Genomic DNA, 20,823 nt, shown 5'->3' with positions numbered 1-20,823 from the left:
CCGCCGACAGGCGCGGCGGCTGAAAAATATACGTGGATAACGGTAAAAACTGCAGCGGCGCGTCGCCAGCTGCGTTGTGCGGCGTTAAGCGGCATTAAGGCGCAGCCGATTCGACATCCTGCTCCTCGGCTTCGCGCAGCTGGCGGTAGCAATCCAGGCAGGCAGCCACCTCGTCGCCATCCAGGCATGCCTCCACTTCGTCTTCCTGGAGCAAGCCTTTCTTGACGAGCAGCCTGATTCTGGCGGTCTTGCCGGCCAGGATCAGCACCCGCGACAGTGCATCGGCGCCGCCCGGTGCGGCTATCGGATCGACCGCAGCGACCACCCGCTGCGGGAATTCCCAGTGGTGTCCCACGACTCTCGCCAGACGCCGCGCGTAATGGGCGAACGAAGCATGAAATGCGAGCGAGCGCAGCTCGCCCGGCGGTCCGGCCTCGGCCTGGTCCAGCACGCGCAGGGCGACCACGATGCCGGCATGCTGCAACAGACCCGCGAGAAAGGCTTCGAACGGATCGACGCGCAAACGTGCCGCGAAGCAACGGCACGCTACGGCGTAGGACGACGACAATTCCCACAGGCGTGGCGCGCCCACGCTCGTACAATGCCCGAGCCCGGCGCTGAACAGGGGCTTGAAGGCGACGCCCGCCACCAGCATGCGCAAGCCATTCTGGCCGATCACGGCGAGCGCTTCCTCGATGTTGTGCACTGGCTTGCCCCGGCGGAAATAGGAACTGTTGACCTGCCTGAGCACCGCCGCGACCAGCACCGCATCCTGGGAGATCTGCTGCGCCAGCTGAGTGTTGGAAACGTTTTGCTCGCGCAAGGTCCTGAGCAGCATGGGAACCACCGCGGGCAGGCGCGGAACGAGCTCGACGGTGGCCGGGCTGTCGCTGTCGGCCACGCGCTTGAGCGCCCTCAGCCGGCGGCTTTCCTCTTCGTTCAGGTCGCGCACCTCTCCTTCGGCCATGCCCATCAGCCACGGGAAGAACAGGGTATCGACGTTGATCGTCCGGTCCGGCGCGGGCGGCGCATCGAGCGCCAGAACCGTCATGGGGGCATCCGGAAGATCCGGGTCCGGCAAGTGCTCCGGCGTACGCCCGAACAGGCGATGCAACAACTTCTTCATGATGTTGATGTGAACTGGCAGCGGATGGCTCGAGTATATCGGCTTTCCCTGCACCGGCGCGGTTGCCGGATTCATGGATTGCCGGGAAAATGAACGGTCGTGTCATTCTTCATAACAACCTGCCAGCGAGACGCCCATGAAAGCCTTTCAGGATTACTACCCGGATAATGTCGCCCATTGCTACGGCTGCGGTTCCCGCAACGACCACGGCCATCGCATCAAGACCTACTGGGAGGGCGAGGAATCCGTCACCCGCTACACGCCCGAACCCTATCACACCGCCATTCCGGGTTATGTGTACGGCGGCCTGCTGGCGTCGCTGATCGATTGCCACAGCACCGGCACCGCAGCGGCGGCCATGTATCGCGCCGAGGGGAGGGAAATGGGTACGCTGCCGCCTTTCCGGTTCGTCACCGGATCGCTGCACGTGAACTACCTGAAACCGACGCCGCTGAGCGGCGAGCTGGAAATCCGGGGAAGGGTGAAGGAAATCAAGGGGCGCAAGGTGGTGGTGGAAACCACCGTATTCGCCGACGGCGTCGCGACCGCCAGCGGGGAGGTCGTGGCGGTGCAGATGCCGGACAGTTTCGGCGCCTGAAAGACACTGCTCGGCGCGCTCATCCTGCGGCGTTCAAGCCCAGACGTCGATACCGCCGCCATGCGCTGCCTTCAGCGCCGCCGAGCGGATTTCATTCACGCGTTGTGCCTGCGTGGTGTCGTCGCGCATGCTTTGCTCGACCGCCTGCTGGCGGGATTGCCGTATCGAATTCCCGGCATCGAGGTTCACCTGGAGCTGCTGCTCGCGATGCGCGCTCAATTGCTGCAGGCTGCTTGCCACTTGGGACACATAAGAAGTCGTGCTGATGCTCATTCATTCTCCCGGTCGCGAATTGGCGCATATTATGGCTTGAAATATTGACTGATATCAAACTTTTGAAACCAGCGGTGTCTATTCATGCAACACGACGGAGTCGCAATTATCCGTGACGCGTCACGCAAATCGATGCATCCGGCCTCCGAAGGGCAAGCCGGACCAGCATTACACTGGCAGTAGCCGGCACCGCATCCGGCGGCGGCGCCAAGCGGCATCCTCCTCCTTTCATTGAAATCGAAACGCATGACCCATTCCATTCCGCTGATAACCACGATTTCCACGGCGCTCGGCCTGGCGCTGATTCTCGGATTTGCCGCCGCCCGGCTGAAGCTTCCCGCCCTGGTCGGCTATCTGCTGGCCGGTGTCATCATCGGCCCCTTCACGCCGGGATTCGTTGCCGATTCCAATATTGCGGGCGAACTCGCCGAGATCGGCGTCATGCTGCTGATGTTCGGCGTCGGCTTGCATTTTTCGCTGCGCGACTTGCTGGAAGTGCGCAAGATCGCCTTGCCGGGCGCGGTACTCCAGATCGCCGTGGCGACCGCCTTGGGTGCGGCGGTCGCCACGGCTTGGGGATGGGGGCTGGGCGGGGCGCTGGTGTTCGGCCTGGCATTGTCGGTGGCAAGCACGGTCGTGCTGCTGCGCGCGCTGGAGGCGCGCGGCATCCTCGATTCCGTCAACGGGCGCATCGCCGTCGGCTGGCTGATCGTGGAAGACCTGGCGATGGTGCTGGTGCTGGTGCTGCTGCCGGGCCTTGCGGGTTGGCTCGGCGGTAATTCGTCCGGCGGCGACCTGTGGGCCTCGCTGGGGCTGACCCTGCTCAAAGTATCGGCCTTCATCGCCTTGATGCTGATCGTCGGACGCCGCGCATTCCCGATGCTGCTGTGGCATGTCGCGCGCACCAATTCGCGCGAATTGTTTACCTTGTGCGTGGTGGCGGCAGCCGTCAGCATCGCCTACGCCGCCGCCAAGCTGTTCGGCGTGTCCTTTGCGCTGGGAGCCTTTTTTGCCGGCATGGTGTTGCGCGAGTCCGAATTCAGCCACCGCGCGGCCGAAGAATCGCTGCCGCTGCGCGAGGCGTTTGCCGTCCTGTTCTTCGTCTCGGTGGGCATGCTGTTCGATCCCACGGTGCTGGTCAGGCAGCCGCTGCAGGTACTGGCTGTCATCGGCATCATCATGTTCGGCAAGTCGATCGCCGCCGCCGCGCTGGTCCTGGCCTTCCGTTATCCGCTGAAGACGGCGCTCGTGGTGTCGGCAAGCCTGGCGCAGATCGGCGAGTTTTCCTTTATTCTGGCTGGCCTGGGCGTGAGCCTGGGCCTGCTGCCGGCAGAAGGGCAAAGCCTGATCCTGGCTGGCGCGCTGATTTCGATCGCTGCCAACCCGCTCATGTTTTCGCTGGTACGGCCGCTCCAAGCTTGGCTGCGCCCGCATTCTTCCGTTTCGCGCCTGCTCGACAGGTCCGGCGACCCGCTGGCCGAATTGCCGATGTCGACCGAAGAGAAATTTCTGTCAGGGCAAGTCGTGCTGGTCGGCTACGGCCGCGTCGGGCGCCGCCTCGCGGCTTGCCTGTCTGAAAACGGCATTCCCTTCGTGGTGGCGGAACAGAACCGCGAGCTGGTGGAACGGCTCAGAAAGCAGGACATTGCCGCCGTTGTCGGCAATGCCGCCGAACCGGCGGTGCTGATCCAGGCGCACATCGCGCGTGCCGGCATGCTGGTGATCGCCATTCCCGACACCTTCAACGTCCGCCAGATGATTGGCGCGGCACGCGCCCTGAATCCGCAGATCGAAATCGTGGTCCGCACGCACAGCGAAGAAGAAGCAAGGATGCTGGAAAGGGAATCGGCAGGCGCCATCTTCCTGGGCGTGAACGAACTGGCGAAAGGGATGGGCGGGCACGTGCTGGCCCGGTTCGGAAAGAATTCGCGGGAAGCCGGCCCCGCGCGGGAGTCGGCGCCGCATTGACCCGGGCGCCATCAGGGCGCCCGGCCTGGTCGGATTATTTCGGTGCGCTCTTCAGCATCGACGGATAACCGGCGTCCGACGTGGCTTTCTTCAGCTCGTCGACGCCGGTCTTGCTGTCGTCGAAGACGACGACCGCCTCGCGCCGCTCGTAGCTTACCTTCGCTTGCGTCACGCCCGGCACCTTGAGCAAGGCCGCCTTGATGGTGATCGGACAAGTGGCGCAATCCATGGTCGGCACATTCAGCGACACGGTGCGGGAGGTTGCCAGCGCAAACTGGGGAAGCGACAGCAGGGCCGCGAACAAAGAGGAAAGCAGGAGTTTCGGCATGGGACGGTCAATAGAAAATGGGAGCCAGCAAGGGGAACAGCAACAGCAGGCCGACGAACGCGGCGCAGCCCAGGAACACCAGCCGGGCGACGGGCCGCGTCGTCTCACAGGCGCCGCCATCCGCTACCGAGCATGAACCGGCCGGGCGGAACAGGAGCACCCCGGCCCAGCCCAGCGCAAGCAGCGCCAGCACGGTAAACACCGGCGTCACGGGACGCAGCGAGGTCAGCGTGGTCATCCATGCGCCGGTAATGCCGGCCAGGACGAGCACGAGCGGGAGCACGCAGCAGCTGGAGGCGATGAGCGCCGACACGACGCCCACGGCCATCAGCCGCGCGCTCAGGTTCTTTCGCGATGAAGTTTCACTCGATTTCATGAATTGCAGCTTTTCAGGCATCGGCGCGGGCAGGGTTGTACAGCAGGAAGCATGCCATCCTCGCCATCCTTATCATTCCGTCCTCAGGCGGTCACCGCGCGGGCGCTGATTGCGTACTTGAACGCGTCCGGCTCCAGCGGGTCGAGCGCTTCGCCCGCGATTTCGGCCTGCGGGTACATGAAGAATCCGATCTTGCCGGTCGTCGAGCCGCGCAGGGCGACGTCGTGGGCAAAATTGTATGCCATCCAGTTGCCTTCCCAGCCGCCGAACAGTGCCTTCCTGACGGGCGCGACCACCGGGTGATCCGGGTCCTTGATCCAGGTGCCGGTTTCGAGGCGCATCACCTTGCCGACGTCCGCCGGGTCCATGGCGACCCATCCGTGCTTGCGCAAATAAACTTCCGCGCGGCAATGCTGGGCGCCCTTCAGCGAAGCCGGGTTGCCGCCCAGTTCGCGGTAGCCGAAAGCGCTCGGGGCCAGCCTGATGCCGTAGGCGTCGCGCGCCGGCACGCCGGCTGCGCGGCAGAGTCCCACGAACAGTCCGTTGATGTCGCCGCACTTGCCGCTCAAATTTCCCGATTCCAGCATCGCCTTGATGTCGCCCACGCCGCAGCCGCGCACCTTGGGCTCGCGATAGGTCGAAATGATGATCCAGTCGTAGATGCGCTGGACCTTGTCGAGGTCGGTGCGCGCGCCCGCCACGATTTGCCGCGCGGTGCGGTGCACGATGCCGTCCAGCGGCATCAGGTCGGTCGGCTGCAGCCAGCTGCGCAAGTCGTCCGGCGTTTCGTGGGCGGCTGCCGGCTTTTCCCAGTCGGTCGCACGGTCGCGGGTCTGCACGCGCGACCTCACTTCCAGCACCGCCGGCGCCGTCCCGTCGAATTCGGCGGCAAGATACTTCGCGCCGTAGCGGCCGTCGGTGACAACGCGCATGGACTTGCCGTTGCCGGACCATTCGTCCGACAGCGAACGCTGCCACGCGGTTTCGACCGATGGCAACGGCACCCAGACCTTTGCCGGAACGCCGTTCTTTTGCAGGTCGACGCGGGTGACGACCTCGAAGCTGCGCCAGTCGCCGGGCTGCGGCGCGAACCGTCTTTCCTCCCGTTGTTGCGCGAGCGCGGCCTGCGGAAGGGCTGCGGCAAGCAAGGCGCCCGATGCCGCCTTCAACAATGAGCGGCGGGTGATTGCGTTAGGTTTGCTATTTTGCATTTTTGTTCCTGTCTTAAGCTTTTACTTGCGATGCGCATCAATCCTCTTGGCGGCGGTCCCGGCTGCCGGACACTTGCGCGGGATTCAGTCGCGCGAACGCTCTATTTTCGCTCATCCAGCATTCTGTCGATCGCTTCCTGCAGGCGGCCGTCCTCGCGGTCCAGTTCGCCGACGATGCGCCAGCGCGCCTTGCCATCGGGCGCGATCAGGACCGTGGTCGGCAAAATGCCGGTCGTCCATTTCTTGAAATGCTCTCCGGATTTATCGAGCACGATCGGATACCGGAAGTTCTGGACGGCCGAAAAGCGGTCGACGGCTGCGGCGGATTCCTTGAAATTGACGCCAAGAACAACGACTTTTCCCGTTGCCGATGGGCCCGAGGCCAGGTCATTGAGAAAAGGAATTTCGTCCACGCAGGGCGAGCACCAGCTGGCCCAGAAATTCAGAACGACCACCTTGCCGCGCAAGCTCTCCAGGTCCCATTGGGTTCCGGAGAGATCGGTCATTTTCAGTGCCGGCGACGGCGTTTCCCTGGGCCATGCGCGCAGCGAAGGCGCCTTGGCTGCCAGCGGCTGCCATGCCAGAGCAAGCGTCGCGAGCGTCACGGCAAGGATGACGCGGCGAAAACAATCTGTCCCTGCTGACATGGTACCCTGCGCACTGCTACAAGCTGGAAAAGGTCGCATCATAGCAGAAGCGACGGAAAGCCGTTTGGCGCGGGGCTGGCGGCCTGCCCGCCGGCCGTCATCCGCGGCCGCTTACAGCAGATCGATGCCGAAGTGGCGCAGCACGAGCGCGAAGACGGCGACGCAGGCGATCGTCAAGGCGATGCCGGCGCCGAGCGAACCCCAGAACCCGATCCGTGGCAGCAGGAAGGGAAACACCAGGAACATCGGCAACGTCGGCACCACGTACCAGAACGTGTACCACGCATGGTTTGCGATCTTGTCCACTGGCTGCTGCTCGACATGCAGCCAGATCAGGGTCAGCACGGTGACCATCGGCAGCGCGGCGATCAAGCCGCCCAGCTTGTCGCTGCGCTTGGCCAGCTCCGATACCAGCACGACGACGGCGGCGGTAATCCCGTATTTGGCGATCATCCAGGTCATGGCATCCTCACGACGCTGGTTGGAGAGCGGGGCGGTGCACGATTTCGATCGTCGCATGGACCACTTCCTCGTGCACCGCGATGCGCTCGCGCAGCTTGGTCGAGGTCAGGGAGGCGTCACCGGTGACCACCGTCAGGGCGCAGGAATAATGGCGCTTGCCGACGCGCCAGACATGCAGGTCCGCGATGCGCGTGTTGCCTTCCTGCGTGCCGGACTCCACCGCTTCCCGGATTTCCTCGACCACCGGATGGTCCATTTCCCTGTCCAGCAATATTTTTCCGGTATCGCGGATCAGGTTTTTCGCCCAGGCGGCCACCAGCACCGCGCCGACGATGCCCATGGCCGGATCGAGCCACGCCCAGCCGTACATCCAGCCGCCGAACAGGGCGACGATGGCCAGCACCGACGTGGCGGCGTCGGCGATGACGTGCACGTAGGCCGACTTCAGGTTCAGATCGTGGTGGTGCTCATGGTCATGGTGGCCGTGGTCATGATGATCGTGATCATGGCCGTGCGAATGGTCATGGTGGTGATGGTGCGCTCCGCCCAGAATCAGCGCGCACACGACATTGACGGCAAGCCCCACGATCGCGACCAGGATCGCTTCCTGATAATGGATCGGCTCGGGCGACAGGAGCCGCTCGGCGGAGCCGACGACCATGGTCACGGCGATCGCCAGCAGCAGCACCGCGCTGGTGAAGCCGGCCAGGACTTCGATCTTCCAGGTGCCGAAGGCAAAGCGCGGATCGCGCGCGTAGCGGCGCGCCGCCGCATAGGCGGCGACCGACAGGCCGACGGCCAGCGCGTGCGAACTCATGTGCCAGCCGTCGGCCAGCAGGGCCATCGAGTTGAACCACCAGCCTGCGGCGATCTCGACGACCATCATGGCGGCGGTGATCCACATGACCGCGCGCGTGCCGCGTTCGGCGGACTGGCTGCCTTCGTCGAAGACATGGTCATGCATCCAGGCGGACAGGTCGTCGGGAACGTGGTGACTTGACATGGAAGATCCTTCAAAAGGCGGGGCCGGCGGACGGTCCGTTTATTTCAGATAGGTGCGCAAGACTTCGATCAGTTCGTCGGCGCCTTGCTGGCGCATGGCATCGCTCGCCAGATCGGGGCTGGCCACGTGATCGCGGATATGGCCTTCCATGAGCTCCGCCATGAGGCCGTTCATCGCCCCGCGCGTGGATGCGATCAGTTGCAGTACTTCGGCGCAGCCGCGTTCCTCGTCCAGCGCGCGCTCGATGGCGTCGACTTGCCCGCGCAGGCGGCGCACGCGATTGAGCAGCTTGGTCTTTTCTCGAATGGTGTGTCCCATATGGCGCGAAGCAAAGATAGGGTAGGGGGGTATATTACCACGCATTTCTGGAAAGCCTCGCTGCGGCACGCACGATGACGTGCCCTCGCCGTGCCCGCAATCCCGGAATTTCTTGATTTGAAGCAAATTACTTATTGGAAACTCGGTGCTACACTCCGCGCGCTTTGGTCAGTTGTAACAGACCCGCGTGTACTAGACATCGCGTTTTGCAATTAGCCATCAAAGCCGGAACATCCGCTCGCGGTTTGATGGTTACGACGAATTGCATCTTCCCAATTCCCGCCTTCCCGCGCCAACACCGTTCCGTTCCCGAGGATCATTCTGGAGATATGTATGGACAACAAGAAAAACTCCGCCCCCGTAAAATTGACAAGGCGGCAGTTCTTCAAGATTTCGACGGCGGGCGTTGGCGTGTCCGGCCTGGCCCTGGCCGGCATCGCCCCGACTGCCGCGCATGCCGAGGTGCGCGAATACAAGCTGACACGCGCCCGTGAAATCCGCAATACCTGTACCTATTGCTCGGTGGGCTGCGGCTTGCTGATGTATAGCCTGGGCAGCGGCGCTAAGAACGCCAAGGCCGAGATCATCCATATCGAAGGCGATCCCGATCACCCGGTCAGCCGCGGCGCGCTGTGCCCCAAGGGCGCCGGCTTGCTCGATTTCGTGCACAGCCCGAAGCGCCTGAAGTATCCGGAAGTGCGCGAAGCGGGCAGCAAGGAGTGGAAGCGCATCAGCTGGCATGAAGCGATCGACCGCATCGCCAAGCACATGAAGGCCGACCGCGATGCCAACGTGGTCGAGAAAAATGCCGACGGCGTGCCGGTCAACCGCTGGCTGTCGACGGCGATGCTGACCGCATCGGCCGGCTCCAACGAGACCGGCATCCTCACGCAGAAATTCCTGCGCTCGCTCGGCATCGTCGCCACCGACGCGCAGGCGCGCGTCTGCCACGGGCCGACCGTGTCCGCGCTGGCCGCCACCTTCGGCCGCGGCGCGATGACCAACAGCTGGGTTGACATCAAGAACGCCGACTTCATCCTGGTCATGGGCGGCAATGCCGCCGAGGCGCATCCGGTGGGTTTCCGCTGGGCGATCGAGGCGAAGAAGCAGCGCGGCGCCAAGCTGGTCGTGGTCGATCCGCGCTTCAACCGCACCGCCGCCGTGGCGGATCACTACATGCCGATCCGCGCAGGATCGGACATCGCCTTTTTGGGCGGCGTGATCAACTGGCTGGTCGCCAACGACAAGATCCAGTGGGACTACGTAAAAGCCTATACCAACGTCGGCGCGATCGTGGTCGAAGGCTACAGCTTCGAGGACGGCCTGTTCTCCGGCTACGACGCCGAGAAGGGCAAATACGACCGAGGCACCTGGAATTACGAGCTCGACGAAAAAGGACAGGTCAAGACCGATCCCACGTTGCAGCATCCGCGCTGCGTGTGGAACCTGATGAAGGCGCACTACGCGCGCTACACCCCGGATGTGGTCTCCAGCCTGACCGGCACGCCGAAGGAAGACTTCCTCAAGGTATGCGAGCTGCTGGGTGAAACCGCGGTGGCGGGCAAGGTCGGCACCATCCTCTACGCGCTGGGCTGGACGCAGCACACCGTCGGCGCGCAGAACATCCGCACGATGGCGATGATCCAGCTTTTGCTCGGCAATATCGGCATGCCCGGCGGCGGCGTGAATGCGCTGCGCGGCCACTCCAATATCCAGGGCCTGTCCGACGTCGGCCTTCTGTCGACTTCGTTGCCGGGCTACCTGACGCTGCCCAACGAGAAGCAGCATCCGACCTTTGCCGAGTATCTCGCGAAGAACTCGCCGAAGGCCCTGCGCGACAACCAGCTCAACTACTGGGCGAACACGCCGAAGTTCTTCGTCAGCCTGATGAAGTGGTTCTGGGGCGACAAGGCGACCAAGGACAACAACTGGGGCTACGACTGGCTGCCCAAGTGGGACAAGATGTACGACATCCTGCAAGTCGTGGAGATGATGAACCAGGGCAAGGTGAACGGCTTCATCGTCCAGGGCTTCAACCCGCTCGCGTCCTTCCCGGATGCGAACAAGGTGGCCGAGTCGTTCTCCAAGCTGAAGTACATGGTCGTGATCGATCCGATCGCCACCGAAACCTCGACCTTCTGGCAAAACCAGGGCGAAGCGCACGACGTCGATCCGGCAAAGATCGGCACCGAAGTGTTCCGCCTGCCGTCGACTTGCTTTGCCGAGGAAGACGGCGCCATCGTCAATTCCGCGCGCTGGCTGCAATGGCACTGGAAGGGCGCCGATGCGCCGGGCGAGGCGAAGGGGGACACCGAGATCATCGGCGAGCTGTTCGTCGCGCTGCGCGAGCTGTATCGCAAGGAAGGCGGCAAGGCCGCCGAGCCGATCCTCAACGTCGCATGGAATTACGCCGACCCGACGGCGCCGTCGCCGGAAGAACTGGCGAAGGAAATGAACGGCCGCGCGCTGGCCGACATTCCCGATCCGAAGGATGCGACCAAGTTCCTCGCGAAGAAGGGCGAGCAGCTGCCCGGCTTCGCGACGCTGCAGGATGACGGCTCGACTTCCTGCGCGTGCTGGATTTTCTCCGGCTCGTGGACGCAGGCCGGCAACCAGATGGCGCGCCGCGACAACACCGATGTCGGCCTGGGCAACACGCCGGGCTGGGCCTGGGCATGGCCCGCCAACCGCCGCATCCTGTACAACCGCGCATCGTGCACGCCGGAAGGCAAGCCGTGGGATCCGCGCCGCAAGCTGATCGCCTGGAACGGCGAGAAATGGGCGGGCGCCGACGTGCCGGACTTCAAGATCGATTCCGCGCCGGCCGACGGCATGGGCCCGTTCATCATGAACCCGGAAGGCATCGGCCGCCTGTTCTGCACGGACAAGCTGGTCGACGGGCCATTCTCCGAGCACTACGAACCGATGGAAACGCCGCTCGGCACCAACCCGCTGCATCCGAAGGTGGTGAACAGCCCGGCGGTGCGCATCTTCAAGAGCGACCGTGCGCGCCTCGGCACGCACGAGGAATTCCCGTATGTCGGCACCACCTACCGCCTGACCGAGCACTTCCAGTTCTGGACCAAGTCCGTGAAGCTGAATGCGATCGCGCAGCCGGAGCAGTTCGTCGAGATCGGCGAGACGCTCGCCAAGGAAAAGAACATCGCCCAGGGCGACATGGTCAAGGTCAGTTCCAAGCGCGGCTTCATCAAGGCCAAGGCGGTGGTGACCAAGCGCGTGAAGGCGCTGACGGTCAACGGCAAGACGGTGCACCAGATCGGCATTCCGCTGCACTGGGGCTGGGAAACGGTGGCCAAGAAGGGCTTCCTCACCAACATCCTGCCGCCGGCCGTGGGCGACTGCAATACGCAGACGCCGGAATACAAGGCCTTCCTGGTCAATATTCAAAAAATCTGAGGTAGCTGAAACATGCCATTGCAATCACTCGATATCAAGCAACGCTCGGCGACCACCACGCCGCAGCCGGGCGTGCGCCAGACCACGGAAATCGCCAAGCTCATCGACGTGTCGAGCTGTATCGGCTGCAAGGGGTGCCAGGTCGCATGCTCCGAATGGAACGATATCCGCGCCGACGTCGGCAGCTGCGTCGGCGTGTACGACAATCCGACCGATCGTTCCGACAAGGCATGGACCGTCATCCGCTTCGCGGAAGTCGAGCAGAAGGGCAAGCTGGAATGGCTCATCCGCAAGGACGGCTGCATGCACTGCGCGGAGCCGGCCTGCCTGAAGGCCTGCCCGTCTCCCGGCGCGATCATCCAGTACAAGAACGGCATCGTCGACTTTCACCAGGAGAACTGCATCGGCTGCGGCTACTGCGTCACGGCCTGTCCGTTCGACGTGCCGCGCATCTCCAAGGATGACGGCAAGGCGTACAAGTGCTCGATGTGCTCGGACCGCGTGGCGGTCGGCCAGGAGCCGGCCTGCGCGAAGACATGCCCGACCGGCGCCATCCAGTTCGGCTCCAAGGAACGCATGAAGGAAGTCGCCGCGCAGCGCATCGCCGATCTCAAGGCGCGCGGCTACGAGAACGCCGGCCTCTACGATCCGCCTGGCGTGGGCGGCACGCACGTGATGTACGTGCTGCACCACGCCGACCAGCCCGAGCTGTATTCCGGCTTGCCGAACAATCCGTCGATCAGCCCGATGGTCTCGGCCTGGAAGGGCGTCACCAAGCCGCTCGCCACCATGGCGCTGGCCGGCATCGCTCTGGGCAGCCTGTTCCATTACGTGACCAAGGGCCCGAACGAGGTGTCGAAGGAGATCGAGGAAGAGATCGAACGCGAAGACAAGGAGGGTGCAAAATGATCCGCGATCCGAAAGACCTGCAACGCTATAACGCGTCCGAGCGTGCCAATCACTGGGTGGTGGGCATCAGCTTCATCCTGCTCGCCCTGTCCGGCCTGGCATTTTTCCATCCTGCGTTCTTCCCGCTGACCCAGCTGTTCGGCAGCCCGGTATGGACGCGTATCCTGCATCCCTATGTTGGCGTGCTGATGGCGCTATCCTTCCTGTCGATCTTCCTGCGTTTCAGGCATCTGAACAAGATCACGCCGGCGGACAAGGAGTGGCTGGCGAAGGCGAAGAACATGGTGGACGGCAACGACCATGACATGCCGGAGCAGGGCAAGTACAACGGCGGCCAGAAGGTCATGTTCTGGGCGGCGGCTGCGTGCATGCTGCTGATGACGGTGTCGGGCCTGGCGATCTGGCGCGCATGGTTCGGCTTCGACGTCAGCCTGGTGCGGCTCGGTGCCGTGGTGCATGCCGCCACCGGCGCGGCAATGATCGGCCTAATCATGGTGCACGTCTACGCGGCCATCTGGGTCAAGGGCACGGTGCGGGCGATGTGGTACGGCACGGTGACCCGTGCCTGGGCCAAGCAGCATCACCGTGACTGGTATCGCCAGATGACGGGCAAGTAGGTAGCGTTGCCTGCAGCAACCGGGCCGGCGACCATGGTCGTTTGGCCCTCGTTATTCCTCCGCAGGAGTGTTTCATGACTCCCCAACAACCGGGCGCCGCATGCGCCGATGACCTCGACGACCTGCCGCTGCCGCCCAGCGCGTCCACACGGCAGGTGACGCGCTTTCGCCATGGCGTTCCCATGGCCATTCCCGATGTGGTGATCGAGGAAACGCCTGTCGCACTTGTCTATAACGGCATTTCCCATGCGGTCATGCTTGCCTCGCCCACAGACCTGGAAGACTTCGCGACGGGTTTCAGCTTGAGCGAAGGCATCGTGGCACGGCTTGGCGAAATCCATGACATCGAGATCAAGGCGCACTGCTCGGGCGTCACCTTGGAACTGGACATCGCCGCCGAGCGCTTTGTCGCCCTGAAAGAAAGAAGGCGCAGCCTGGCGGGGCGCACCGGCTGCGGCTTGTGCGGTATCGACAGCCTCGACGCCTTGTCCGGCATGGCGCGCGCGCAGGCGCTGGCGGGGCCTCCTATCGACATTGCGGCCATCGGCGCCGCGTTGCGCGCGCTGCCCGGGCGGCAGCCCTTGCGCGAAAGTACGGGCGCAGCGCACGGAGCCGCCTGGGTCGACATGGCGGGTCGCATCGTGCACATGCGCGAGGATGTAGGCAGGCACAACGCGCTCGACAAGCTGATCGGTTGCCTCGCTGCGAAGCGCATCGATACGGCGCAGGGATTTGCGCTCATCACCAGCCGCGCTTCCTATGAAATGGTGCAGAAAGCGATCAACGTCGGCATCCACGCCGTCGTGGCCATCTCGGCTCCCACCGGCATGGCAGTCCGTCTCGCCGACGAGGCCGGCCTGCTCCTGGCCGGATTTGCCAACGACGACAGGTTTGTCGCCTATACTCAACCCAGGCGCTTGCGCGGCGCCGTACAATCCGAGACGGATCTGCGCGGCATGGCGGCGCTGGCCGCATCCAACGAATGAATTCCATGCAAATTCCCATACAGTCCCCCGCCCACGCTTCGGTGCCGGCCACCTTGCTGGCGCCGCGCGATGATCTCTTTTCCAGACGCGCCGCCCGCTTCGAGCAACATGCAGACGGACGCGCCGATGCGCACTGGATGACTTGGCTTGCCGAACTCGCACGCCGGCAGCAAGGCGCGTTCGAGGCCATGCGCGCCGACCCCTCGCCGGCAAGACTCATCGGCGGGGAAGATGCACTCAAGCCGCTCTGGCAATCGCTTTACCAGACGCTGTGCGACGGCATGGCAGGAATGCCGCTCGCCGCCGAAGGCAGGGCTCCGCTTGCGGGGGGCGCGCTGGACCAGGCGGGGCAAGCATGCCTGCGGCTTGCGCGCGGCGAGATCGTGGCAGGAACGCGCGACAGCCAGGACTATCTGGTCGCCGCGGCGATGCAGGTCGCCTGGAGCGCCACGGCGGCCAGCCTGGCGGCGCAGGGAAGGGCGCAGGGCGAAGCGCATCAGCATTGTCCGTTGTGCGGCTGCGAACCGGTGGGCAGCATTGTCATGGCGGGCGAAGGAAAAGCGGGACTGCGCTACCTCGAATGCAGCCTGTGCGCTACCCGCTGGCACGCGGTAAGGGCGCACTGCACGCTCTGCGACGAGGGCAGCGTCATCAGCTATCTCGGCCTCGAAGGCGGCAATGCCGCGATCCAGGCGGAGTGCTGCGAACACTGTCACGGCTACGTGAAAACCTATTTCCAGGAAAAGGACCCGTATGTCGACCCGATGGCCGACGACCTCGCTTCCGTGATGCTGGACGTGCTGGTCGGACAAGAGGGATACTGCCGGGCCAGCCCCAACCTGTTCCTTGCCGGCGTCGAGGCGGTCGGCGCCGCTGATGGCGGCTGATGCCGGATAGGCTGGCCTGTTGACGTTTTGGAGGAAAGTGCGGTGCCGCCAGTAAGCGATGTGAGACGAATTCCGGCCATTGCTGCCTTTGTTTATCCGTCCGGGTATGACACATCGCCGCTACTGGCGCGGGTAGCGCATTTGCTTCGCTTGCGCGACGTCGCGCTGGCCGGCGCCATCCAGCATAACGATGGCGCCGGCGCCATGTCCCTCGAGCTGCTTCCCTCGGGAAGACGAATGATCATTTCCCTTCCGCGCGCTGCCGCCGGTGCCTGCAAGCTGGACAACTGCGCGCTGGCCGACGCCGCTTCTGTCATGCGCCAGGCGCTCGATGCCGGGCCACAGCTGGCGATATTTAACAAGTTCGGCGCCCAGGAGGCGTCCGGGCGCGGGCTGCATGCGGAATTCGCCGCGGCGGTGCTTTCGGAAACGCCACTGCTGACCGCCGTCAGCGGTAGCGTCCTGCCGCGATGGACGGCGTTCACGGGAGGCGCCGATACGCGCCTGGATTGCACGCCGGAGGCGGCGCTTGCCTGGTGGGATGGTCTGTAATCTGAACCACTGAAATTTATTCGGAAGCGGTTCGTCTGCACGCCTAGCTGAAGCGATACTCGCTAGGACGCGCGCCCGTCCATTTCCTGAATGCGCGGTAGAACGTGCTTGCCTCCGTAAAACCCAATTCCGCAGCGATGTCTGCAATCGGCTTGTCGGAATTGCTCAATAGCGAGATCGCTAAATCTCGACGCAAATCGTCAAGGATTGCCCGGTAAGACTGGCCCTCCTTGTCGAGGCGGCGCCTGAAGGTGGACTGGGAAGTGTGGAACTGCCGGGCCAGCGTCTCGCAATCCGGCCAGGCGGCAGGCTGGACTTCCCGCAGATGCCGGCGAATCTGGGCAGTCAAGCTCTCGCTGTTTTTATACTTCACCAGAAAATTGGCCGGCGCGTTCCGAAGAAACTGTTTCATCGTTCGCTCGGTCTGGATCGTGGCCATATCCAGATATTTTGCCGAAAAGCTTATCTCGGTGCGAGGTTGATTGAACCGCAGTTGGGGTAAAAACAGCACCCGCCATTCCCCGCTGAATGACGGCTCGGCGCAGCGAAAGTCCGCGGATAGCAGAGGAATGCGTCTTCCTACAAGCCAACAGGCCAGCCCGTACACGATGAGAAGAAAGGTCCCGTAAGCGAAAGCCCGCTGAGGCCGCTCCCCGGCGCCATGATCCGTCATCCGCTCGGTCACAATAATCCTGGCCAGATCCCCATCCCGGACCAACTCCGCTCCGATATCGTCCAAGACGACGCGCAAGAAGCGTAATGCGCGATGCAATGCGCGCCCCAAGGTGTCGGCATGAATGACGCTATGGCACAGCAAGGTGAAGCTGCCAGTCTTCATGCCATGGCTATCCATGCCAAAGAACTCGTCGTCCAGGGCATCGGCGATGAGGTGCCACAATTTGCCGTAATGGTTTGCGGAAACCCGCGCGTGAGGCAGATTCAGCAGTTCAGGGGAGATGCCGGCTCTGATCAACATCCGCTCGCAATCCAGTCCGCGGCTGCGCATGACCTCCAGCGCTTCGAACACGAAGCTAATCGCGATGGTGCCTTTTTCAACTCTGCGACTCATGTTGCATTCGCGAAACCAATGAGTGGCAAATTCTACCACCCGGATTGAGCGATTTTGATCTAGTACGAGCATGCGCAGGCCCATAGACTTTTACCGCATTTAAATCGCGCGCCGGCGGCGCAAGCCGTCCGCGCCTTGTTTACGAGAAGACCAAGTTATGCAGATCAAGAACAATGTATTTGTAGTGACCGGCGGCGGTTCCGGCCTGGGGGCGGCCACCGCCCGGATGATCGTGGAGCAGGGCGGCAAGGTCGTCCTCGCGGACGTTAACCAGGAAGCCGGATCGGCGATTGCCGACGCCCTAGGCGCCGGTGCCCGCTTCGTCATGACCGACGTCACGAGCGAAGCCAGCGCCAAGGCCGCTTTCGCCGCCGCCACGGAATTAGGTCCGCTGCGCGGCTTGGTGAATTGCGCAGGCATCGCTCCTGCCGAGAAGGTGGTGGGGCGGGAAGGCGCGCACAAGCTCGAATCTTTCGCGCGCGCCATCAACATCAATCTTTTAGGCACTTTTAACATGCTTCGCCTGGCGGCGGAAATCATGAGCAGCGCTGAAGCGGATGCCAATGGCGAACGCGGCGTCATCGTCAACACGGCGTCCGTTGCGGCCTTCGACGGCCAGCTAGGCCAAGCCGCCTATTCGGCGTCAAAGGGCGGAGTCGTGGCCATGACACTCCCGATCGCCCGGGAGCTTGCGCGTTCCGGCATTCGCGTCATGACGATCGCCCCCGGAATCATGGAAACGCCCATGCTCATGGGTATGCCTGCCGAGGTGCAGGAATCGCTCGGCAAGATGGTGCCCTTTCCCTCGCGTATGGGCAAGCCGGCCGAATACGCGGCGTTAGTAGAGCACATTTTTGCTAATCAGTACCTGAACGGCGAGGTTATCCGCCTCGATGGCGCCATCCGCATGGCGGCCAAGTAAGTTCAATCCATTTCAAGAAAGCGAACCATGTCGCAAGATCCGATCGTCATTGTTTCCGTTGCCCGTACACCCATCGGCGGTTTCCAGGGTGACTTTGCTAGCCTCACTGCACCGCAGCTCGCGGGTGTCGCCGTAAAGGCAGCGGTCGAGCGCGCCGGCATTGCCGGCAACCAGGTGCAAGAACTTGTCCTCGGCTGCGTGCTGCCTGCCGGCCTCGGCCAGGCACCCGCACGCCAAGCCGCCATCAACGCCGGACTTCCGCTGTCCGTCGGCTGCTCCACCGTGAGCAAGGTATGCGGCTCCGGCATGAAGGCCACGATGCTGGCGCACGACGTGCTAGTCGCAGGCACCAGCGACATCGTGGTGGCGGGCGGCATGGAATCGATGACCAATGCTCCCTATTTTCTGCCGAAGGCACGCGGCGGCATGCGCCTCGGTCACGGCCAGATCCTCGACCACATGTTCTTCGACGGGCTGGAGGATGCATACTTCGACAAGGGGCGCCTGATGGGTACCTTTGCCGAAGACTGCGCCGGCAGCTATGGCTTCACGCGTGGCGACCAGGACGCCTATGCGATCGCTTCCACGACCCGCGCACAGGACGCCATCAAGACCGGCGCGTTTGCGTGGGAAATTGCGCCAGTCACCGTCTCCGGTAAAAAGGGAGATGTGGTGATCGAGCACGACGAGCAACCGCCCAAGGCCCAGATCGAAAAGATCCCCGGCCTCAAGCCCGCCTTCAAGAAGGATGGGACGGTAACGGCAGCCAATTCGAGCTCCATTTCCGATGGCGCCGCCGCGCTCGTGATGATGCGCCGTTCCACCGCCGAGAAGCTGGGCGTCAAGCCGGTCGCCGTCATCGTCGGCCACAGCAACCATGCCCATGAGCCGAGGCTGTTCCCGACGGCTCCGGTCGGCGCAATGCAAAAGGTGCTGGCCAAGGCCGGATGGTCGCCAGGCGAGGTCGACCTCTGGGAAATCAATGAAGCCTTCGCCGTCGTCGCGATGGCTGCCATGCGCGACCTGGACCTCGACCACAGCAAGGTGAACATCCACGGCGGCGCGTGCGCCTTGGGCCACCCGATCGGCGCTTCGGGCGCGCGCATCCTTGTCACCCTGATCGGCGCGCTGCGCAAGACTGGCGGCAAGCGCGGTATTGCAAGCCTTTGCATCGGCGGCGGCGAAGCGACCGCGATGGCCATCGAAATGCTTTGAGGAGTATGTGATGATTTTGACGCAAGAACAGGAAATGATCCGCGACTCCATGCGCGCCTTCGCTCAGGCGCGCCTCGCGCCTAACTCCCCCGAGTGGGACCGCAACCACACCTTCCCGGCCCAGGCATTGAAGGAACTGGGCGAACTCGGCGCGCTCGGCATGGTCGTGCCGGAAGAGTGGGGCGGCGCCGGCATGGACTATATGAGCCTGGTTCTGACGCTGGAGGAAATCGCGGCCGGCGATGGCGCCACCTCGACCATCGTCAGCGTCCAGAACTCGCTGGCCTGCGGCATCACGTTCAAGTATGGCTCCGACGCGCAGAAGGAAGAATGGCTCAAGCCTCTGGCGCGCGGCAGCAAGCTCGGCTGCTTTTGCCTGACCGAGCCGCACGTCGGCTCGGATGCCTCGGCGCTCAAGACCACGGCGGTGCGCGACGGCGATACCTGGGTCCTGAACGGCGTCAAGCAATTCATTACCACCGGCAAGCACGCCGACGTCGCCATCGTATTCGCAGTCACCGACAAGACCGCCGGCAAGAAGGGCATCTCCTGCTTCCTGGTGCCGACCGCGACGCCGGGATATGTCGTGGCCCGCATCGAGGAAAAAATGGGGCAGAAGGCTTCCGATACTGCCCAGATCATCTTCGACAATTGCCGGGTACCGGCCACCGCCATGATGGGCGCAGAAGGCGACGGCTACAAGATCGCCTTGTCCAACCTGGAAGCCGGCCGTATCGGCATCGCGGCGCAATCGGTCGGCATGGCGCGCGCCGCCTTCGAAGCCGCGCTCAAGTACGCGCAGGAACGCGAAACCTTCGGCAAGCCCATCATCGAGCACCAGGCGGTGAGCTTCCGCCTGGCCGACATGGCAACGCAACTCGACGCCGCGCGCCTGATGGTGTGGCGCGCCGCCACGCTCAAGGATGCCGGCAAGTCCTGCCTCAAGGAAGCCTCGATGGCCAAGATGTTTGCTTCCGAAGCCGCCGAGAAGATTTGCTCGGACGCTATCCAGATCCACGGCGGCTACGGTTATGTCAGCGATTTCCCGGTCGAGCGGATCTATCGCGATGTCCGGGTATGCCAGATCTACGAAGGTGCCAACGACATACAGCGGCTGGTCATCGGCCGCGCTCTGGTTCAGTGAGGCAGCGCATGACTTACGAAAATATCCTGGTCGAGACCCGCGGCAAGGTGGGCCTTGTGACCCTGAACCGCCCCAAGCAGATGAACGCCCTTAACGATGCGCTGGTCGACGAACTGGGGCGCGCACTGGACGAGTTCGAGGCTGACGAAAATATCGGCTGCATCGTCATCACCGGCTCGGACAAGGCCTTCGCCGCGGGCGCCGATATCGCTGCCATGGCCGGCTTCAGCTACATGGACGCCTACAAGGGCGACTACATTACGCGCAACTGGGAGCGGCTCAAGACTTGCCGCAAACCTGTCATCGCCGCGGTTGCCAGCTTCGCGCTGGGCGGCGGCTGTGAAATGGCAATGATGTGCGACATGATTTTCGCTTCCGAAAACGCCAAATTCGGCCAGCCAGAAATCAAACTGGGCACCTTGCCCGGCGCTGGAGGAACCCAGCGCCTGCCGCGCGCGGTGGGCAAGTCCAAGGCCATGGATCTCTGCCTGACCGGCCGCTTCATGGATGCGGCCGAGGCCGAGAAAGCCGGCCTGGTCGCCCGTATCTATCCGCCCGAACTCTTGCTGGAGGAGACCCTGAAGGCGGCCCAGGTCATTGCCGGCTTTTCCCTGCCGGTTGCGATGATGATCAAGGAGTCCGTCAATCGCGCGTTCGAGAGCAGCCTGAACGAAGGGCTCGTCTTCGAACGCAGGTTTTTTCACGCCGCCTTTGCACTGGAAGACCAAAAGGAGGGCATGCAGGCATTCCTGGAAAAGCGGCAGCCGTCATTCAAAAATAACTAAGCCCAACGAG

22 protein-coding genes are annotated in these 20,823 nt (G+C 63.4%); 12 read left to right on the top strand and 10 right to left on the bottom strand.

Going from position 1 to position 20,823, the window contains the following annotated elements; genetic code table 11:
* Positions 1 to 94: 94 nt before the first annotated feature.
* Entirely contained in the window at positions 95 to 1,201 is a 1,107-nt protein-coding gene (locus FAY22_RS07990; RefSeq protein WP_146329719.1) for an HDOD domain-containing protein, read from the bottom strand.
* Between the two features lie 61 nt (positions 1,202 to 1,262).
* Between FAY22_RS07990 and FAY22_RS07985 the strand changes: the two genes are divergently transcribed.
* On the top strand, positions 1,263 to 1,724 hold the full coding sequence (locus FAY22_RS07985) for a PaaI family thioesterase (protein WP_146329718.1): 462 nt from the start codon (positions 1,263 to 1,265) through the stop codon (positions 1,722 to 1,724).
* A gap of 33 nt (positions 1,725 to 1,757) precedes the next feature.
* Here the strand turns inward: FAY22_RS07985 and FAY22_RS07980 are convergent, their stop codons facing one another.
* Positions 1,758 to 1,997, bottom strand: coding sequence for a hypothetical protein (locus FAY22_RS07980; RefSeq protein WP_146329717.1), 240 nt, complete (start codon positions 1,995 to 1,997; stop codon positions 1,758 to 1,760).
* A 246-nt stretch (positions 1,998 to 2,243) separates the two neighbouring features.
* Here FAY22_RS07980 and ybaL point away from each other — a divergent pair, with 246 nt between their 5' ends.
* The gene (ybaL, locus tag FAY22_RS07975; RefSeq protein WP_146329716.1) at positions 2,244 to 3,965 is read left to right on the top strand and encodes a YbaL family putative K(+) efflux transporter; all 1,722 of its coding nucleotides are present in this window, start codon (positions 2,244 to 2,246) and stop codon (positions 3,963 to 3,965) included.
* Between the two features lie 34 nt (positions 3,966 to 3,999).
* Here the strand turns inward: ybaL and merP are convergent, their stop codons facing one another.
* The 7 genes from merP to FAY22_RS07940 all read right to left on the bottom strand — a co-directional run bounded on the left by merP (position 4,000) and on the right by FAY22_RS07940 (position 8,310).
* Positions 4,000 to 4,293, bottom strand: coding sequence for a mercury resistance system periplasmic binding protein MerP (merP, locus tag FAY22_RS07970; RefSeq protein WP_146329715.1), 294 nt, complete (start codon positions 4,291 to 4,293; stop codon positions 4,000 to 4,002).
* 7 nt (positions 4,294 to 4,300) lie between these two features.
* The gene (locus FAY22_RS07965; protein ID WP_146329714.1) at positions 4,301 to 4,690 is read right to left on the bottom strand and encodes a mercuric transporter MerT family protein; all 390 of its coding nucleotides are present in this window, start codon (positions 4,688 to 4,690) and stop codon (positions 4,301 to 4,303) included.
* A gap of 62 nt (positions 4,691 to 4,752) precedes the next feature.
* On the bottom strand, positions 4,753 to 5,880 hold the full coding sequence (locus tag FAY22_RS07960; RefSeq protein WP_146329713.1) for a transglutaminase-like domain-containing protein: 1,128 nt from the start codon (positions 5,878 to 5,880) through the stop codon (positions 4,753 to 4,755).
* A gap of 101 nt (positions 5,881 to 5,981) precedes the next feature.
* Complete coding sequence (locus tag FAY22_RS07955) at positions 5,982 to 6,527, bottom strand: TlpA disulfide reductase family protein (protein ID WP_168204796.1); 546 nt, start codon at positions 6,525 to 6,527, stop codon at positions 5,982 to 5,984.
* Between the two features lie 111 nt (positions 6,528 to 6,638).
* A complete protein-coding gene (locus FAY22_RS07950) occupies positions 6,639 to 6,989 on the bottom strand; it encodes a DUF3147 family protein (RefSeq protein WP_146329711.1) in 351 nt (116 codons plus the stop codon).
* Positions 6,990 to 6,996: 7 nt separating this feature from the next.
* Positions 6,997 to 7,992, bottom strand: a complete 996-nt coding sequence (gene dmeF, locus FAY22_RS07945) for a CDF family Co(II)/Ni(II) efflux transporter DmeF (RefSeq protein ID WP_146329710.1) — start codon at positions 7,990 to 7,992, stop codon at positions 6,997 to 6,999.
* Positions 7,993 to 8,031: 39 nt separating this feature from the next.
* The gene (locus tag FAY22_RS07940; RefSeq protein ID WP_146329709.1) at positions 8,032 to 8,310 is read right to left on the bottom strand and encodes a metal/formaldehyde-sensitive transcriptional repressor; all 279 of its coding nucleotides are present in this window, start codon (positions 8,308 to 8,310) and stop codon (positions 8,032 to 8,034) included.
* Positions 8,311 to 8,643: 333 nt separating this feature from the next.
* On the opposite strand from FAY22_RS07940, the gene fdnG reads away from it, so the two are divergent.
* From fdnG to FAY22_RS07910, 6 genes are all read left to right on the top strand, one after another.
* Positions 8,644 to 11,727 (top strand): formate dehydrogenase-N subunit alpha, encoded by a 3,084-nt coding sequence (gene fdnG, locus FAY22_RS07935; RefSeq protein ID WP_146329708.1) that lies wholly within the window; start codon positions 8,644 to 8,646, stop codon positions 11,725 to 11,727.
* 12 nt (positions 11,728 to 11,739) lie between these two features.
* Positions 11,740 to 12,636 (top strand): formate dehydrogenase subunit beta, encoded by an 897-nt coding sequence (fdxH, locus tag FAY22_RS07930; protein WP_146329707.1) that lies wholly within the window; start codon positions 11,740 to 11,742, stop codon positions 12,634 to 12,636.
* Positions 12,633 to 13,253 carry a formate dehydrogenase subunit gamma gene (locus tag FAY22_RS07925; RefSeq protein WP_146329706.1) on the top strand — a complete coding sequence of 207 codons (621 nt, stop codon included), beginning with the start codon at positions 12,633 to 12,635 and terminating at the stop codon, positions 13,251 to 13,253. Before fdxH ends, FAY22_RS07925 begins: the two co-directional genes overlap by 4 nt.
* Positions 13,254 to 13,327: 74 nt before the next feature.
* A complete protein-coding gene (gene fdhD / locus FAY22_RS07920) occupies positions 13,328 to 14,239 on the top strand; it encodes a formate dehydrogenase accessory sulfurtransferase FdhD (RefSeq protein WP_146329705.1) in 912 nt (303 codons plus the stop codon).
* Between the two features lie 5 nt (positions 14,240 to 14,244).
* Complete coding sequence (gene fdhE, locus FAY22_RS07915) at positions 14,245 to 15,126, top strand: formate dehydrogenase accessory protein FdhE (protein ID WP_168204795.1); 882 nt, start codon at positions 14,245 to 14,247, stop codon at positions 15,124 to 15,126.
* Positions 15,127 to 15,168: 42 nt separating this feature from the next.
* Complete coding sequence (locus tag FAY22_RS07910) at positions 15,169 to 15,678, top strand: DUF2478 domain-containing protein (RefSeq protein ID WP_168204794.1); 510 nt, start codon at positions 15,169 to 15,171, stop codon at positions 15,676 to 15,678.
* Between the two features lie 43 nt (positions 15,679 to 15,721).
* Here the strand turns inward: FAY22_RS07910 and FAY22_RS07905 are convergent, their stop codons facing one another.
* Complete coding sequence (locus FAY22_RS07905; RefSeq protein WP_146329702.1) at positions 15,722 to 16,747, bottom strand: AraC family transcriptional regulator; 1,026 nt, start codon at positions 16,745 to 16,747, stop codon at positions 15,722 to 15,724.
* A 157-nt stretch (positions 16,748 to 16,904) separates the two neighbouring features.
* Between FAY22_RS07905 and FAY22_RS07900 the strand changes: the two genes are divergently transcribed.
* Genes FAY22_RS07900 through FAY22_RS07885 form a run of 4 tightly spaced genes read left to right on the top strand, consistent with a single transcriptional unit; the run spans position 16,905 to position 20,813 of the window.
* Positions 16,905 to 17,669, top strand: a complete 765-nt coding sequence (locus FAY22_RS07900) for a 3-hydroxyacyl-CoA dehydrogenase (RefSeq protein ID WP_146329701.1) — start codon at positions 16,905 to 16,907, stop codon at positions 17,667 to 17,669.
* A gap of 27 nt (positions 17,670 to 17,696) precedes the next feature.
* Positions 17,697 to 18,884, top strand: a complete 1,188-nt coding sequence (locus tag FAY22_RS07895) for an acetyl-CoA C-acetyltransferase (protein WP_146329700.1) — start codon at positions 17,697 to 17,699, stop codon at positions 18,882 to 18,884.
* A 10-nt stretch (positions 18,885 to 18,894) separates the two neighbouring features.
* Positions 18,895 to 20,028 (top strand): acyl-CoA dehydrogenase, encoded by a 1,134-nt coding sequence (locus FAY22_RS07890; protein ID WP_146329699.1) that lies wholly within the window; start codon positions 18,895 to 18,897, stop codon positions 20,026 to 20,028.
* A gap of 8 nt (positions 20,029 to 20,036) precedes the next feature.
* A complete protein-coding gene (locus FAY22_RS07885) occupies positions 20,037 to 20,813 on the top strand; it encodes an enoyl-CoA hydratase (protein WP_146329698.1) in 777 nt (258 codons plus the stop codon).
* Positions 20,814 to 20,823 lie beyond the last annotated feature (10 nt).

This window comes from Noviherbaspirillum sp. UKPF54 (assembly GCF_007874125.1).
GTDB lineage: Bacteria > Pseudomonadota > Gammaproteobacteria > Burkholderiales > Burkholderiaceae_D > Noviherbaspirillum.
The sequence above is the reverse complement of the archived record's forward strand: the minus strand, read 5'-3'. Positions and strand labels throughout refer to the sequence as shown.

What these genes read in the sequence shown, in the direction of transcription:
- ybaL (WP_146329716.1), top strand. Translation starts at nt 2,244, where the DNA reads ATGACCCATTCCATTCCGCTGATAACCACGATTTCCACGGCGCTCGGC.
- FAY22_RS07950 (WP_146329711.1), bottom strand. Translation starts at nt 6,989, where the DNA reads ATGACCTGGATGATCGCCAAATACGGGATTACCGCCGCCGTCGTCGTG.
- FAY22_RS07885 (WP_146329698.1), top strand. Translation starts at nt 20,037, where the DNA reads ATGACTTACGAAAATATCCTGGTCGAGACCCGCGGCAAGGTGGGCCTT.
- fdhE (WP_168204795.1), top strand. Translation starts at nt 14,245, where the DNA reads ATGCAAATTCCCATACAGTCCCCCGCCCACGCTTCGGTGCCGGCCACC.
- fdhD (WP_146329705.1), top strand. Translation starts at nt 13,328, where the DNA reads ATGACTCCCCAACAACCGGGCGCCGCATGCGCCGATGACCTCGACGAC.
- FAY22_RS07955 (WP_168204796.1), bottom strand. Translation starts at nt 6,527, where the DNA reads ATGTCAGCAGGGACAGATTGTTTTCGCCGCGTCATCCTTGCCGTGACG.
- dmeF (WP_146329710.1), bottom strand. Translation starts at nt 7,992, where the DNA reads ATGTCAAGTCACCACGTTCCCGACGACCTGTCCGCCTGGATGCATGAC.
- FAY22_RS07940 (WP_146329709.1), bottom strand. Translation starts at nt 8,310, where the DNA reads ATGGGACACACCATTCGAGAAAAGACCAAGCTGCTCAATCGCGTGCGC.
- FAY22_RS07990 (WP_146329719.1), bottom strand. Translation starts at nt 1,201, where the DNA reads ATGAATCCGGCAACCGCGCCGGTGCAGGGAAAGCCGATATACTCGAGC.
- fdnG (WP_146329708.1), top strand. Translation starts at nt 8,644, where the DNA reads ATGGACAACAAGAAAAACTCCGCCCCCGTAAAATTGACAAGGCGGCAG.
- FAY22_RS07925 (WP_146329706.1), top strand. Translation starts at nt 12,633, where the DNA reads ATGATCCGCGATCCGAAAGACCTGCAACGCTATAACGCGTCCGAGCGT.
- fdxH (WP_146329707.1), top strand. Translation starts at nt 11,740, where the DNA reads ATGCCATTGCAATCACTCGATATCAAGCAACGCTCGGCGACCACCACG.
- FAY22_RS07900 (WP_146329701.1), top strand. Translation starts at nt 16,905, where the DNA reads ATGCAGATCAAGAACAATGTATTTGTAGTGACCGGCGGCGGTTCCGGC.
- FAY22_RS07895 (WP_146329700.1), top strand. Translation starts at nt 17,697, where the DNA reads ATGTCGCAAGATCCGATCGTCATTGTTTCCGTTGCCCGTACACCCATC.
- FAY22_RS07985 (WP_146329718.1), top strand. Translation starts at nt 1,263, where the DNA reads ATGAAAGCCTTTCAGGATTACTACCCGGATAATGTCGCCCATTGCTAC.
- merP (WP_146329715.1), bottom strand. Translation starts at nt 4,293, where the DNA reads ATGCCGAAACTCCTGCTTTCCTCTTTGTTCGCGGCCCTGCTGTCGCTT.
- FAY22_RS07960 (WP_146329713.1), bottom strand. Translation starts at nt 5,880, where the DNA reads ATGCAAAATAGCAAACCTAACGCAATCACCCGCCGCTCATTGTTGAAG.
- FAY22_RS07965 (WP_146329714.1), bottom strand. Translation starts at nt 4,690, where the DNA reads ATGCCTGAAAAGCTGCAATTCATGAAATCGAGTGAAACTTCATCGCGA.
- FAY22_RS07905 (WP_146329702.1), bottom strand. Translation starts at nt 16,747, where the DNA reads ATGAGTCGCAGAGTTGAAAAAGGCACCATCGCGATTAGCTTCGTGTTC.
- FAY22_RS07980 (WP_146329717.1), bottom strand. Translation starts at nt 1,997, where the DNA reads ATGAGCATCAGCACGACTTCTTATGTGTCCCAAGTGGCAAGCAGCCTG.
- FAY22_RS07890 (WP_146329699.1), top strand. Translation starts at nt 18,895, where the DNA reads ATGATTTTGACGCAAGAACAGGAAATGATCCGCGACTCCATGCGCGCC.